Genomic DNA, 13,966 nt, shown 5'->3' on the forward strand with positions numbered 1-13,966 from the left:
CCGTTCACCAGCCCAATACTAGCGACACTAGAAACAGCACAGAAAAGCCTAACATTAGGCACCTGTGTATCCAGCGAATCATTGTGATTGATCGCGTTAAATCGAGAGGTGTTGGCTCGGGGCCGGCTCCCAAAACTGGACGTATTTTAACTGAACCATCGTAGACAGCCCGCCCTCCTAAGGAGACACCCAATGCTAGTGCACCAGCGGCCATCACTGGACCAGCGTTTGGGCTATACCAATTTCGCCCATTTCTTAATGCTTGTACAAAACGGCGAATTGAAATCGAAAAAATCAAAGCGCAAAGGCGTGCAGGAATATAACCAAGGACGTCGTCGACGCGCGCGGAGAAACGTCCAAAATAATTATACCGAGTGTTACGATAGCCCCACATTGAATCTAAGGTATTAGATACTTTAAAAAATACGGCACCAATCGGGCCTCCAATAAGGAACCAAAACAAAGGCGCAATCACTCCATCATTTTCGTTCTCGGTAAGTGTTTCAATCGCCGCTTTGGCAATCTCTGGTTCTTCAAGCGAACACGTATCGCGACTGACCACCCTTGAAAGAGCAACTCTAGCATTTTCAACATTTCCACTCGCGAGAGTCGTTTCGACTGAAGAAATGTGCTGAATCAAAGAGCGAGGAGCAATACATATATACAAGATAATGACCGACAGCATACCAAACCATACATGTACGTTATCACTCTCTATGATCGCTGACGGCGCCAACACCACTAGCAAAATACAAATAAACAGTGAGCTATGCACAATAAACGCCGCACTCACACCCCTAATTAGCAATCGAGGTCTATTGTTATTCTCAGGATAAAAAGCTCGTTCAACGACCGCGATAAGATTTCCAAGGCCAACGATCGGATGATATTTTTTTGGCTCACCAAGTATCGAATCGAATACAAAAGCCAACAAGACACACATTGAAGCGTAAACCGGATTAGTAAAAATCGGGAAAAACGAAAGCTCAGCGAATGCGCTCAAGGTTGGCGAAAGCAGATCTGGTGATAAAAGATACATAACCAGCTCACTTCACTGAAAGGGGTAAACCGGCGACGACTAAACTCACATGATCACAGATAGTCGCTAGGGATTGATGCAAGCGTCCAGCTTCATCACAAAAATCACGGGTAAGTTTATCCATACCAATGAGTCCCATATTGGTTTCATTAGACACCAAAATACAAGGTGTATCTGTCGTCTCTAGTTGCCCCTTAAACACAGAAATAAACGAATCTTTATGGTCAACAACCTCAGGTTTTACAAGCAAATTGGTCAACCATAGTGTTAGGCAATCAATCACGATAACACCTACGCTCGGGTCTGCATCTAAATCTCTTAAAGCTTTAGCAAGATCGACAGGCTCTTCGATCACCACCCAATTATCCGGTCTCTGGATTTGATGCTTGCTAATACGCTGAGTCATTTCTTCGTCAAGAGCTTGTGCGGTTGCGACTAATGCAACGTTAAATTTAGTTTTGCTAGCTACATCTGCAGCAAGAGTCTCTGCATATCGACTTTTTCCAGACTTAACACCCCCAAGGACTAGATGCTTCATTCATCTAACTCCAAGAAACTGAGCACATTCTCCATATCGATGCTTTCATCAAATGCAACAGCCAAACGCTCAATTGAAGCTTCACGAACAGCTTGATAGTCAAGTTGTTCTTTAACTTTAAAGCCCGCCCAATTAAGCACAGAAGTAAGCGCATCAGGTGTATCTAAAAGACCATGCCAGTATGTCCCCGCAATATTTGAATCAAGGCTCACAGCGCCGTCTGAATTACCATTCTCATAGTGAATAAACGGCCTATCTAATGATTCACCATGCGTACGACCAGCATGTATCTCATAACCTTGGACGGCAACACCATCTGAGGCAAACTGCCCTCTTACCCGAACAAGCGCTTTTTCTTTTGTAAGCATTGTATGATGTTCCAAGAACCCAAAGCCCTGAGATAAACCTGGATCGCCTTCAATACCATCAGGATCATCAATGCTTTGGCCCAGCATTTGATAACCGCCGCAGATGCCGAGTACTTTCCCACCGTATCGAAGATGTTTATTTATTGCATCTTCCCATCCTTGCTCACGCAAAAAGGCTAGATCAGCGCGAACCGACTTAGAACCAGGAAGGATAATTAAATCTGCAGGAGGGATGTCTCCATTCGGAGGAACATAAGTAAAGTTTATTTCTGGATGTAAACGCAAAGCCTCGAAATCTGTGTGATTACTAATGCGCGGAAGCACTGGCACTACAACACGAAACTCACCGTCTTGCTTCAAGTTGTCATCTGGCAACGCATCTTCTGCATCAATATTCAAACCATGAAGATAAGGCAAAACACCCAATACAGGTTTGCCAGTGCGCTGTTCTAACCATTCGAGTCCATTCTCTAAGAGTTTTATATCGCCCCGAAATCGATTAATCACAAAACCCACAACGCGATTTTGCTCACTTTCGCTAAGAAGATCTAAAGTCCCCACTAATTGCGCGAACACACCTCCTTTATCGATGTCAGCGACAATAATGACAGGGCAATCAGCCGCTTCAGCAAAGCCCATGTTAGCGATATCTCGATCGCGAAGATTTATCTCGGCCGGGGAGCCTGCACCTTCCACAATGACACACTGATATTGCTCTTCGAGCCGCTGATGAGATTCGAGGACCGCGTCCATCGCCCGGGTTTTGTAACGGTGATAGCTGACTGCATCCATATCACCTTTAGCCTTACCGTGCACAATGACTTGTGCACCAATATCTGTATTGGGCTTCAGCAAGATCGGATTCATATCGGTATGAGGTTCAAGATGACAGGCCTGCGCTTGTAGGGCTTGCGCACGACCTATCTCTCCACCATCGGCGGTCACAGCGCTGTTCAGCGCCATGTTCTGAGGTTTGAACGGTACCACCGAAATTCCTCGGTGATACAGGCAACGACACAAGGCGGCGACGAGAATGCTTTTACCTGCATCCGAGGTCGTGCCTTGTATCATTAATGTGGACATAAAATTCGTGTTTTAGTTAGTTGTATCGGCGAATTCAATTCTAACAGGATTACGAATAGTGTTGATGGTCGCCACCGATGAATCATCCGCTATGCTAATCACTTCTATACGAGGATTAACTGTATCGCCAAGTGCAACCCAAAGTTGGTTACTTGAATCAATCTCGATTGTTTTAATGTCTAAACCTGAAAATCCATCGTTCGGCGAAGCACTTACAGCTCCAGATGTTGGGTTAAACTGAATAAGGTCGTTATCCTGGAAAGCGTTATAACGAATTAAATATGCTTTGTTATCAGATGATGACACTTCAACTCCCGCAATTTGTGCATTTACGCTTGCATCATTATCGTCAACTAATAAGGTACTCAAGTAAGTCATGCCACGGATATCAACTTTCTCTATACCACCTGTAAGTTCAGCAGGGCGAGATCCATCTAATGAAGCATAACGACCTACCCCAGCGACATATATATAACCACCCACTACATCCATATCTTGGGCATTCTTGACGGTTAAGTCGTACGCTTCACCTGAACCATTCACGTCGACTTCAAGATTTGTCGACGGATCAATCACAAGAATTCGAGAGGTCTGCGGAACAAAAGATGAATCTTGGCCATTTAATAGAACGTACAGCAATCCATCTTTCACAAAACCATCCGATGCTCCGATTCCATTTCCAAAGCTATATTTCGAATAGTCTAAGCGATCTACGATAAAATCACTTTGTTGATTACTATCAGTAACGCTTGGATTAATCTCAATAATCTCATCAGTACCAAAAGGTAAAACATAAGCCTGTGTTTCAGATACAAACACCACCGTATATGGGTTTGGATTATCGCTATCATCCTTAGCCACAGAGTATTCCCAAATTGGGTTCTCGGCATCATCAAATGAGAATTTCGCTAAGTTGTTAATCCCGAAACGCCCCATGCGATAGAAATGATCGCCAAATGTTAGAAAGCGTACATCAGATAAATCTTGAGCAGCATAATCCGAAGATATTTCGTAAGCTGGGATTGTATCAGTAAACTGAACAGCGCTTGATGTAAAGTCTGCTGATACCGTGGAAATTACCGCGCAGTCAAAACAGTCGACAGAGTTGTCAGTTGAATCACTACTTGAACATGCGCCAAGAAATGCCGAAATAGATACTAATGCGGTCGCTTTTATTAATTGTCTAGCATTCATTTTTTCAGTTCCTTTAATTGAAGGTATAGCTATAGGTTAGGAAAGCTCGTCGTCCCGGACCCGGGTAACGATTAAAATCTTCGATTCTTTCGTCTGTAATATTTACTAAGGAAAGCCTTGCGTTGTGCTGACCCAAACGGCGCTCGATACTAACGTTAATCTGTTCATTTGTTGGCATCTCTGCAGACGCACTTCGATCATAATAACCACCATCTTGGCGTTGATACTCCAAATTTAGCTTGTAGTCGAACACCGACAATTCATTTGAAATAGTCGCGGCAGATTCATACACGCCAGCGAGAGAGTTCCCCTTAAAAGCTGGGATATCAGACGTGTCTTCACTACTTTGCAAAGTCGCCCTTAACCCAGCTTTCCAAAATTCAGTCAATAGAATGCTCCCGTCTACTTCAAGACCATATATCTGCGCACTTGCAGCGTTTTCAGCGCGACCTATTCCGCGCGAATCGAAAATAACGACAATCGCATCTTTTAGTGATCTGTAAAACAAGGAGGAGTTAAGGTTGGAATTCCCCTGCAAAAACTGCAACCCAAGTTCCGCGTTGGTTGCATACTCTTCGACCAGCTCGTCATTGCCTAACAACGAACCGGTGTCACCAAACAATTCGCTAAGTTTGGGCGGACGGACTTCGTGAGAGAGGCTTGCGGTGAGTGCGAGGGATGGAAAAAACGTGTAGCGCAGGCCGCTGTAAGCAGCGTAATAAGATTCAGTATTACTAACTGATTTTGGAATATCTTGATCGTCTTGCAAATAACGAAGACCAATCTTACCGGTTAGTTGTAAGGTACCCGCATAATTTAACCATTCATCTTGAGCAATCAATGATGTTTGCATGCGCGATGCATCCGTAGACGTGTTCTGAATAAGGTCTTCGTTTTCATATTTTTCAAAACGTAGCAGTGCGGCAATATTGAACAAATGATTACCCGAAGATAAAGCCCAGTCAGTTTTAACGCCTATATTAGATGACTCAGATTTCTCTAGATTTGCAGACAGACCAACTTTGTTTTCAGTGTCGTCATAATCGCCTTTCAACAGCGAACCATAAATCTGATAAGACGCTTTTAACCTAGTAGAAAGTTCATGATTCAACTTACTTTGAATAGATAGGGTTTCAACATCATATGTCGCCGAATTATCTTTGGCGTTTCGCGCAGTCGGCACGCCCTTAGAAGACTTCGAGTAGCGAACTACGTTATTTGCATCTAAAGACTTAGAGATATCTGTGACCGCAGATAAATGAATCGCTCCTTGCTCGTATTGTGCGTTTTGACGACGCTGTACCTCATCATCGAAAGGATTGTTAGGAGTCTGCCGATCATTTAAAAACTCATAGTCGTTGTCGCTAGAAACATACTCTGCATTAACAAGATAATTTGTATCTCCAGAATGAAAAGCAGAGGTCAACGCGCCGAGCTGGCTTTTGAACGATCCATAGCCCGCCCTCACAGTATGATAAGGCTTCGCAGCACCTTTTTTGCTTACGAGATTTATTGCACCACCAATTGATGACACGCCCAACTGCGCTGGGGTATTACCACGATATATTTCTATTCTCTCGATTGAGCTCAATTGAATATTGCCAAGATCAACAATTCCTCCGTGCGCATCATTCAATAACATGCCGTCGAGAAACACATTAACTTGTGCTGCACTAGACCCACGGATACTCACAGTCGAATAAGAACCTATCCCACCTACTTGACGAATTTGAACGCCACTCTGATCAGATAACACATCCGCGACATTAGAGAACTCATGACCAAACTCACTAGAACGAATTACTGTTGTATGACTTGAAGTATGCTCGGTATTGATATGATCGGCATCAAGCTTAGAAGCTGTCACCACAACGGTTTCATGCTCGACGGTTTCCTCAGCAACAGCAAACGTCGAAACAAGAAGTAGAGAAAGTAAAACTAAACGTAGACCCACGCACTTCACCAGCAATCGCGCAGAGAGAGAAGCAAAGAACAGTAATGGTTAACGAGCGACAATCTAGTTCGTTAGACATCAGTCCCAAATATCGCCCTCCGCAATATCTAAAAAATCACTTCAGGCCGGTCTCCGGGCTTACAAGTTGTCATTCGACTTAGTCGAACGGCCTTCCCATGCTTTACTGCACAGTGGCGAGGATGCCGACTTAACTTGCTTACCGTTGCGGGGGCAGCGTTGGACTTCAACCAACTTCCCGTTTCACTCGCTCACTAGATTTAGTGATTGAGCACCTCAAGCAGGGCTGCGACTTTACGCAGTTCACATTTTCAAGTCAATTGATTTATTAAAACTGGGGCAAGGAGTGACGGGACTAATGAAGTAACATGGTCGAGTGTACGAAGATCAGAACTGCAATGAAGAGCAAAACGTTTAGTCGAGCCTAAACGAGATGGGTACAGTAACATAGCCTCTCAACGAAGCTTCAGCCGCATCAGCAGGAGAGAAGCTCCAGCTTTCGTAAATAGTTGAATAAGCGGCAAAATCTAAAGCCGATACATTACTCGATTCTAGAATCTCTACGTAAGTCACCGAGCCCGTAACATCAACATGCACTCCTAATAATACATCCCCTTCCCAACCACGCCTGCGCGCTAAGCTAGGATAAACTGGTCTGGGATTTGAAGGGCTACCTAGCACATAAGCTGGCGATCTAAATTGCTCTTTAGGCTCTTCAATTTTCTTGACCGGAGCCTTCTGCTCTTTTTGATCTTGTTGAGGCTGCTCTTTTGCTTTGCTTTCGGCAACTTTATTAGCAGGTTCACCCTTATCCGAATGATCACTGATGCTCGCTTCGGATTGCTTCGCAATTTTCTTCTTGGATGGAGCAACTGTTTGAATAGTCTCAACCGGTGATGATTTAGAAGGCTCGCTTTCTAAAATGGCTTCCGTTGACTTTTGAGGTTCGGGTTCGACAACCGGTTTCTCGACAGGCTTCACCACAGGATCGGGTTTCGATTTAGGGGTAAGATCTTCCTGTTTTGGCGATTCTTGACTGGCCGACAAGGGTTCAATAATAGACTCAGGAGTGGGTTCTAAAATGCGTTGAGACAAGGCAACCCGGTACGTTGAATTATCGACGATATACGCCTTAGGCCCTAGCGCATACGAATAGAAAACGATCGCTACCAACAGATGAACAATTACCGCTGCGGCAAACGCCGTCAGAAATCCCGCATTCGGATTATTCCAAACGATTTTTGGCTTCCGATAATTGATGTAGTTTTGCAACATAACCGCTCAAGCAAATGAATTTTGAGCGGCGAACTATACAAAAACACCAATTACGAACGCAAGACGTTGACCCAAAGCACCATACTTTGGTCTGTATCTCAGGCTGACTTAACTCAATAAGTCTTTAGCGTAAACTCTGCCTTCAGATGATGCTAAATTTCCACTTGATGCAAAGCTAAACACGCAGCGTTTACGACCAATAAAATCAGCGTACTTCATCCAGACTTTTTCAAATTCAGTCTCGGCGTCGCGTTCACCGCGGCACACTGCAATCAGCTGTTTTTGAGCCTTTCCCTTTGGCTCTATTTCTCCGGCAATAAGACTGTTTGCGCAGCAGCCTCCTCGTGTTAGTAGTTCTGACTCATTACGAGAAAAATTCCCACTGCGACTAAATCCATGTGGAAAATTCTTGTCGTCACGAAATGCCTTACCCGATACCAAGCTTTTATCTAGCATCGCTTACTCCCTTATATTTATAGAGCTCTTCCCGCTCAAATTATTGTTATACGCTGACTACTCCCTAGCTGCCTCGTATTCTCAACGATCTAAACTCCGATTGATGTGACGAACATTCAATACGGCTACATGTGGCCACATTGCACAATAATCTTTACAAAAACTTTACAGCGGCAACAAATGTGGACAGCTCAAAAAACAAACAAATTTCGTGCCGACTTCAGTTATGAAACAGAAGCTTCACCCATATAGACGAAACCCGCGAAAGACGGCGTTTTAGGAACGTTTATTTTAGAAAGCTCACTTATTTGAAAACCCGCATCACTAATCAGAAGATCAATAGAGCGATTAAGCTGACAGCCGCCGGCTAACCTAGACCAAAGGGGATTAATTCTGTTTTGCCACTTTTGAACGTTTAGATCTGCAGAAAGACCGTGCTCACAGAAAAGCAGCTTGCCATTTGGTTTCAATACGCGCCGCATCTGTGCAAGTGCTGTCCTCGTATCCACAATGGTGCACAAGGTAAAAGTAAGAAGAACTGTATCAACACTTTCATCATCCAAAGGAATTTGCTCGCCAGGCAAGTCTAGCCATCGCCAGTCAATTCCGCTCTGGACTACGTTACTCTTAGCCTTATTACGCATTCCTATTGAAGGTTCTAGCCCCCAAACAAACTCAACAATTTTTGGGTCATAAAATTGTAGATTAATGGCGGAACCTGCACCAACTTCCAAGACGCGTCCAGAACACTTCGGCACGATTTGGCTTCGGAGCTTCATGATCTGAGGCGAACCGCAGGCGCAATTAATTAGGTGAGGCAATATGTATCGTTCATACATAACATTTTCTTATTTTTATCAGAGATTTCGCTAAATATTACTCTACCGCGTGACGCGATTCCTCGATCAATTCATCGCGTTCTTTAGCGATTCGGTCAAGCAAGCCTTGAGGTGCATTCGTCGCTGAGTCATGCTTGCCGCTCCAACGGATCATCTCGAGTATAACTGGCATGAGATCTACACCTTTTGGCGTCAAGGTATAGATTTTTCGGCGTTTATCAGCCGGATCGACCTGTTTATGAATCAGCCCGTCCTGCTCTAACTGAACGAGCCTCGCACTAAGAATATTTGTGGAGATATGTTCATCACTACTCTGTAACTCAGAAAAAGATCGTTTAGACGTAAAGATCAAATTTCGCATCTGCAAGATAAACAAAGCGCCCTAGCCCTTCAAAAGTGTTAAGAGGTTTTCGATGACTAAACACTCGGCTATCCGTAACGAGCCTATGCTCAGTTAGTCCTGCAAAGCCTCCTAATGGCAATGATTCTCTCGCTATTATTTCCATCTCGATCTCCTGGTTAAAACGTTTTTCCTATCAATATGGAGAAAATACAGACCACAATTAATTATATATACGCATAATTGAGTAAAACAATCTCATTTTTGACAACAATTATTCGCCATAAGATTTGATAAACAGACCGACTTAAACAACATGCTAGTTTTTCTAGCTGTCATTGATTCAGGTAGTTTTACTGCAGCTGCTGAGAAATTAGATATTCCGAAGGCAAATGTGAGCCGAAAGGTGTCCAAACTCGAAGACAGTTTTGACGTGACGCTTTTAGAGCGCTCAACGAGATCGCAACGACTAACGGAAGTGGGTTATCAATATGTCGATCATTGTAGGAAAATCCAGCAAGAGATTGACATAGCAAACTTCTCTATCTCAGAGATGAAAAACGAATTTGGTGGGCAACTCCGTATTGGAACATCGATATCAATTGCAAACGAAATTCTAAGACCATCGTTATCATAATTCTTAATGTACTATCCTGATATTGATGTAGATCTTCGTCTTATCAATCAACGCATAGACTTAATTGAAGGTGGATATGATTTATTGATACGTGTTGGAAAACTAGATGACTCGGGTCTTGTTGCGAAATCGCTTGGTTGCGCAAAACGTTATATTTATGCGAGCCCAAGCTACCTAAAGCATAACGCACCACTCAAAGATCTCGATGATCTAACAGAACACAACATACTCCTGATGTCACATCTTGCTCATCGCAATCAAGTCGATTTTTATAAACAGAATTCAAACAAAACCAAACTTACACTCAGCATCAAACCTAAACTACTCGTTGATGAGTTTTCGATTATTAAACAGGCGGCGATAGATAGTCTAGGTATTGCGATACTGCCAAGTTATATGTGCAAAGAGGAGGCAAAGGAAGGAAGCGTTGTGCGCGTGTTAAACGATTGGAAAATGTCAGATATAGGCATATATGCATTGTTTCTAAAACACCGAAACAAACTTCCGAAGCTCAACGCATTTTTAGAGCATGCCTCTAAGATTTTCTTAGAAGTACTAGAACAGTAAAAATCTAACTCCTCAAAATTAAAAAAGGAGGCAAGAGCCTCCTTTTTTAAACCTTAAGAACTTACCAACCAGTACGTTCTTTAAGTGCTTTACCGATGTCTGCGAGACTCTTAACCGTAGTTACGCCAGCTGCTTCTAGCGCTGCGAACTTATCATCGGCAGTACCTTTACCGCCAGCGATAATCGCACCAGCATGTCCCATACGCTTACCCGGAGGAGCAGTAACACCTGCGATATATGATACAACAGGCTTAGTTACATTCGCCTTGATGTACTCAGCAGCCTCTTCTTCTGCAGTGCCACCGATCTCACCGATCATAACAATTGCTTCAGTTTGAGGGTCGTTCTCGAACATCTCAAGAATGTCGATAAAGTTTGATCCTGGAATCGGGTCACCACCAATACCTACACAAGTAGACTGACCAAATCCGAAGTCAGTCGTCTGCTTAACTGCTTCATAAGTCAACGTACCTGAACGAGATACGATACCAACTTTACCTGGAAGATGAATATGACCAGGCATAATTCCGATCTTACACTCTCCTGGCGTGATCACACCTGGGCAGTTAGGGCCGATTAAACGCACGCCTAATTCATCACACTTAACCTTAGCATCAAGCATATCAAGCGTTGGAATACCTTCTGTGATGCAGACAATTAGCTTGATACCGCCATTCGCAGCTTCCAGAATTGAATCCTTACAGAAAGGAGCAGGGACATAGATAACAGATGCTTCCGCGCCAGTTTGCTCCACAGCTTCGCGTACAGTATTGAATACAGGCAAACCTAAATGTGTTTGGCCACCTTTGCCTGGCGTAACACCACCAACCATGTTGGTTCCGTACTCGATAGCTTGCTCAGAATGGAATGTACCTTGCGATCCAGTAAAGCCCTGACAGATTACCTTCGTATCTTTATTAATTAATACACTCATTACGCTTGACCTCCCGCCGCTGCGACTACTGATTCCGCTGCGTTGGTAAGGCTTGTTGCAGCAATAATATCAAGCCCACTTTCTGCAAGTGTTTTAGCACCAAGTTCAGCGTTGTTGCCTTCTAAGCGAACAACTACAGGAACTTCAACACCGACTTCTTTTACTGCGCCAATGATGCCTTCTGCAATCAGGTCACAACGAACAATACCACCAAAGATATTTACCAATACGGCCTTTACGTTGCTATCAGAAAGAATAATTTTGAATGCTTCAGTTACACGCTCTTTAGTTGCACCACCACCAACATCAAGGAAATTTGCTGGAGCGCCACCGTGAAGCTTAACGATGTCCATAGTGCCCATCGCAAGACCTGCACCGTTCACCATACAACCAATGTTGCCATCAAGGGCTACGTAATTGAGTTCCCATTCAGCCGCGTGTGCTTCGCGCTCATCTTCTTGCGAAGGATCGTGCATTTCACGTAACTTCGGCTGACGATACATCGCATTACTATCAATGTTAATTTTTCCGTCTAGGCAGTGGATGTTGCCCTCAGGAGTAATTACGAGAGGGTTGATTTCTAACAACGCTAAATCGTAATCATGGAAAAGTTTAGAAAGCCCCAAAAACAACTTTGTGAACTGCTTAATCTGATCGCCAGCGAGACCAAGTTGGAACGCTAGATCGCGTGCTTGGTATGGTTGAGCACCTACTAAAGGATCGATTTCTGCTTTCAGAATTTTTTCTGGCGTTTCTTCTGCAACGGTCTCAATCTCAACACCGCCTTCGGTAGACGCCATGAATACAACGCGACGCGTAGAACGATCTACAACAGCACCAAGATAAAGTTCTTGGTCAATATCAGTACAAGACTCAACTAAGATCTTACTCACTGGCTGGCCGTTTTCGTCGGTCTGGTAAGTCACCAAGTTTTGGCCTAACCATTTTTCAGCAAAGGCTTTGATCTCTTCTTTGCTATCGACGAGTTTTACCCCACCCGCTTTACCACGCCCACCGGCGTGAACTTGCGCTTTAACGACCCACTTGTCGCCGCCGATTTTGTCAGCAGCGGCTGCAGCCTCTTCCGCTGTATCACAGGCATACCCTTGTGATACTGGCAGTCCGTACTCAGCAAAGAGTTGCTTTGCCTGATACTCATGTAAGTTCATAGCTTATTCCGTTGTATTAATGAGTGAGCGGCAGGCGTACGACTAACACCACAAACCTGCCCCTAGTTAACACCTATACTTATAGGCGAATCTAAATTATGTATTATTTGCGTTTCTTTCTGTTTGCTACGTGAATAGCGTGTCCTGAAACAGCTAAAGCCGCCTCGTGCACAGATTCAGAAAGCGTAGGGTGCGCAAACATTGTCAAACCAAGGTCCTCAGAACTAGAACCAAATTCCATCGCGATCACAGCTTGGGCAATAAGTTCAGACGCGCTAGGTCCAATGATATGCACTCCTAGAATGCGATCCGTTTCTTCATGCGCAAGAATCTTAACCATTCCCGCCGTCGCGTTTGTCGCCATCGCTCGGCCGCTTGCAGCAAAAGGTGCAATACCAACATTGTACGGAACGCCATCAGCTTTGAGCTGCTCTTCATTTTGACCACACCATGCTAGTTCTGGGTGCGTATAAATAACACCCGGAATAATATCGTAATTGACCTGCGTCTTTTGACCAGCAATACGCTCGGCAACCATGACGCCCTCTTCAGAACCTTTGTGCGCAAGCATTGGACCGCGAACAACATCACCGATCGCATAGACACCGGGCACATCAGTCTGGCAATGATCATCAACATAGATAAAACCGCGCTCATCCAAATTGATACCACTATCTGGAGACAACAAACCATCGGTAACAGGAGCTCGACCAACTCCAACGATTAACTTATCGACTTTAAGTTCTTGATCGCCTTTAGCATCTTTGTACTGAACGTTCACGAGACCGCGCTTAACATCTGTACCTTGAACCATAGATTTAAGACGAATATCGAGGCCTTGCTTCTTAAACTGCTTTAGCGCTTCTTTTGCGATTTGTTGATCAACAGCACTCAAAAACGTGTCCTGAGCTTCCAGAACCGTAACTTCCGATCCAAGACGAGCCCAAACGCTGCCTAGCTCAAGGCCAATAACGCCTGCGCCAATCACACCAACTCGTTTTGGAACTTCTGTGAATTCGAGAGCGCCCGTTGAGTCAACAATATACCCCTCAGTTATAGGGGCTGGCGGAATCTCAATAGGCTTAGATCCCGTTGCGATAATAACGTTTTCAGCCTCATAGCTTGAAACCTTCCCACCATTATCTGTCACTTCAACTTTCTTACCTGCTAGCACTTTTGCAGTACCGTGAATGGACGTTACGCCGTTCGCCTTAAAGAGCATACCAACGCCACCAGTAAGGTTTTTAACGATGGTTTCTTTACGACCCATCATTTTTGGCACGTCTATTTCAACATCGTCTGCAGAGATACCATGAATATCGAAGTCGTGCTTAGCTTCCTCATACTTATGAGATGACTCTAAAAGCGCTTTGGAAGGGATACACCCAACATTTAGACATGTCCCACCAAGAACAACCTTTCCGTTGTCACTGGTCCATTTTTCAACACAAGCAGTTTTTAGCCCCAACTGAGCCGCACGAATCGCTGCAACATACCCACCAGGGCCTGCGCCAATGACAATAACGTCATATTTATTTGACATAATTTTCCCGCC

Annotated in this window: 14 protein-coding genes and 1 riboswitch; of the genes, 2 read left to right on the forward strand and 12 right to left on the reverse strand. The window is 44.2% G+C overall.

All coding sequences use genetic code 11. From position 1 onward, the window contains the following. Nucleotides 1–4: 4 nt before the first annotated feature. The 9 genes from cbiB to A3738_RS06290 all read right to left on the reverse strand — a co-directional run bounded on the left by cbiB (nt 5) and on the right by A3738_RS06290 (nt 9,116). Complete coding sequence (cbiB, locus tag A3738_RS06250) at nt 5–1,039, reverse strand: adenosylcobinamide-phosphate synthase CbiB (protein WP_082878530.1); 1,035 nt, start codon at nt 1,037–1,039, stop codon at nt 5–7. Between the two features lie 7 nt (nt 1,040–1,046). Continuing rightward, nucleotides 1,047–1,577, reverse strand: coding sequence for a bifunctional adenosylcobinamide kinase/adenosylcobinamide-phosphate guanylyltransferase (gene cobU, locus A3738_RS06255; RefSeq protein WP_068481558.1), 531 nt, complete (start codon nt 1,575–1,577; stop codon nt 1,047–1,049). Continuing rightward, complete coding sequence (locus A3738_RS06260; RefSeq protein ID WP_068481555.1) at nt 1,574–3,028, reverse strand: cobyric acid synthase; 1,455 nt, start codon at nt 3,026–3,028, stop codon at nt 1,574–1,576. The genes cobU and A3738_RS06260 overlap by 4 nt, the downstream gene beginning before the upstream one ends. A 12-nt stretch (nt 3,029–3,040) precedes the next feature. Further along, nucleotides 3,041–4,222, reverse strand: coding sequence for a hypothetical protein (locus A3738_RS06265; protein ID WP_068481552.1), 1,182 nt, complete (start codon nt 4,220–4,222; stop codon nt 3,041–3,043). Between the two features lie 13 nt (nt 4,223–4,235). After that, nucleotides 4,236–6,176 (reverse strand): TonB-dependent siderophore receptor, encoded by a 1,941-nt coding sequence (locus A3738_RS06270; protein ID WP_068502673.1) that lies wholly within the window; start codon nt 6,174–6,176, stop codon nt 4,236–4,238. 105 nt (nt 6,177–6,281) lie between these two features. After that, nucleotides 6,282–6,488, reverse strand: a riboswitch (cobalamin riboswitch). A 120-nt stretch (nt 6,489–6,608) separates the two neighbouring features. Next, nucleotides 6,609–7,469: an energy transducer TonB gene (locus A3738_RS06275; protein WP_068477629.1), complete on the reverse strand. Its 861-nt coding sequence runs from the start codon at nt 7,467–7,469 to the stop codon at nt 6,609–6,611. A gap of 108 nt (nt 7,470–7,577) precedes the next feature. Further along, nucleotides 7,578–7,925 (reverse strand): DUF413 domain-containing protein, encoded by a 348-nt coding sequence (gene maoP, locus A3738_RS06280; protein WP_068482169.1) that lies wholly within the window; start codon nt 7,923–7,925, stop codon nt 7,578–7,580. Nucleotides 7,926–8,149: 224 nt separating this feature from the next. Further along, nucleotides 8,150–8,704, reverse strand: coding sequence for a class I SAM-dependent methyltransferase (locus tag A3738_RS06285; RefSeq protein WP_231876550.1), 555 nt, complete (start codon nt 8,702–8,704; stop codon nt 8,150–8,152). Between the two features lie 97 nt (nt 8,705–8,801). Then, nucleotides 8,802–9,116 (reverse strand): helix-turn-helix domain-containing protein, encoded by a 315-nt coding sequence (locus A3738_RS06290; protein WP_197473641.1) that lies wholly within the window; start codon nt 9,114–9,116, stop codon nt 8,802–8,804. 304 nt (nt 9,117–9,420) lie between these two features. On the opposite strand from A3738_RS06290, the gene A3738_RS29165 reads away from it, so the two are divergent. Together A3738_RS29165 and A3738_RS29170 are read left to right on the forward strand one after the other, a co-directional pair. Continuing rightward, nucleotides 9,421–9,741 (forward strand): LysR family transcriptional regulator, encoded by a 321-nt coding sequence (locus A3738_RS29165; protein WP_082878532.1) that lies wholly within the window; start codon nt 9,421–9,423, stop codon nt 9,739–9,741. Nucleotides 9,742–9,747: 6 nt separating this feature from the next. Further along, on the forward strand, nt 9,748–10,308 hold the full coding sequence (locus A3738_RS29170; RefSeq protein ID WP_068475514.1) for a substrate binding domain-containing protein: 561 nt from the start codon (nt 9,748–9,750) through the stop codon (nt 10,306–10,308). A gap of 61 nt (nt 10,309–10,369) precedes the next feature. Here the strand turns inward: A3738_RS29170 and sucD are convergent, their stop codons facing one another. From sucD to lpdA, 3 genes are all read right to left on the reverse strand, one after another. After that, nucleotides 10,370–11,242: a succinate--CoA ligase subunit alpha gene (gene sucD, locus A3738_RS06300; RefSeq protein ID WP_068482163.1), complete on the reverse strand. Its 873-nt coding sequence runs from the start codon at nt 11,240–11,242 to the stop codon at nt 10,370–10,372. Then, entirely contained in the window at nt 11,242–12,411 is a 1,170-nt protein-coding gene (sucC, locus tag A3738_RS06305; protein ID WP_068482160.1) for an ADP-forming succinate--CoA ligase subunit beta, read from the reverse strand. The genes sucD and sucC overlap by 1 nt, the downstream gene beginning before the upstream one ends. 103 nt (nt 12,412–12,514) lie before the next feature. Next, nucleotides 12,515–13,954 (reverse strand): dihydrolipoyl dehydrogenase, encoded by a 1,440-nt coding sequence (gene lpdA, locus A3738_RS06310; RefSeq protein ID WP_068502675.1) that lies wholly within the window; start codon nt 13,952–13,954, stop codon nt 12,515–12,517. Nucleotides 13,955–13,966 lie beyond the last annotated feature (12 nt).

The organism is Oleiphilus sp. HI0066 (assembly GCF_001635725.1).

Bases quoted from the DNA above. Each gene is read 5' to 3' on its own strand.
- maoP (WP_068482169.1), bottom strand. From the start codon at position 7,925: ATGCTAGATAAAAGCTTGGTATCGGGTAAGGCATTTCGTGACGACAAG.
- A3738_RS06265 (WP_068481552.1), bottom strand. From the start codon at position 4,222: ATGAATGCTAGACAATTAATAAAAGCGACCGCATTAGTATCTATTTCG.
- A3738_RS29170 (WP_068475514.1), top strand. From the start codon at position 9,748: ATGTACTATCCTGATATTGATGTAGATCTTCGTCTTATCAATCAACGC.
- cbiB (WP_082878530.1), bottom strand. From the start codon at position 1,039: ATGTATCTTTTATCACCAGATCTGCTTTCGCCAACCTTGAGCGCATTC.
- lpdA (WP_068502675.1), bottom strand. From the start codon at position 13,954: ATGTCAAATAAATATGACGTTATTGTCATTGGCGCAGGCCCTGGTGGG.
- sucC (WP_068482160.1), bottom strand. From the start codon at position 12,411: ATGAACTTACATGAGTATCAGGCAAAGCAACTCTTTGCTGAGTACGGA.
- A3738_RS06285 (WP_231876550.1), bottom strand. From the start codon at position 8,704: ATGAAGCTCCGAAGCCAAATCGTGCCGAAGTGTTCTGGACGCGTCTTG.
- A3738_RS29165 (WP_082878532.1), top strand. From the start codon at position 9,421: ATGCTAGTTTTTCTAGCTGTCATTGATTCAGGTAGTTTTACTGCAGCT.
- sucD (WP_068482163.1), bottom strand. From the start codon at position 11,242: ATGAGTGTATTAATTAATAAAGATACGAAGGTAATCTGTCAGGGCTTT.
- A3738_RS06275 (WP_068477629.1), bottom strand. From the start codon at position 7,469: ATGTTGCAAAACTACATCAATTATCGGAAGCCAAAAATCGTTTGGAAT.
- cobU (WP_068481558.1), bottom strand. From the start codon at position 1,577: ATGAAGCATCTAGTCCTTGGGGGTGTTAAGTCTGGAAAAAGTCGATAT.
- A3738_RS06260 (WP_068481555.1), bottom strand. From the start codon at position 3,028: ATGTCCACATTAATGATACAAGGCACGACCTCGGATGCAGGTAAAAGC.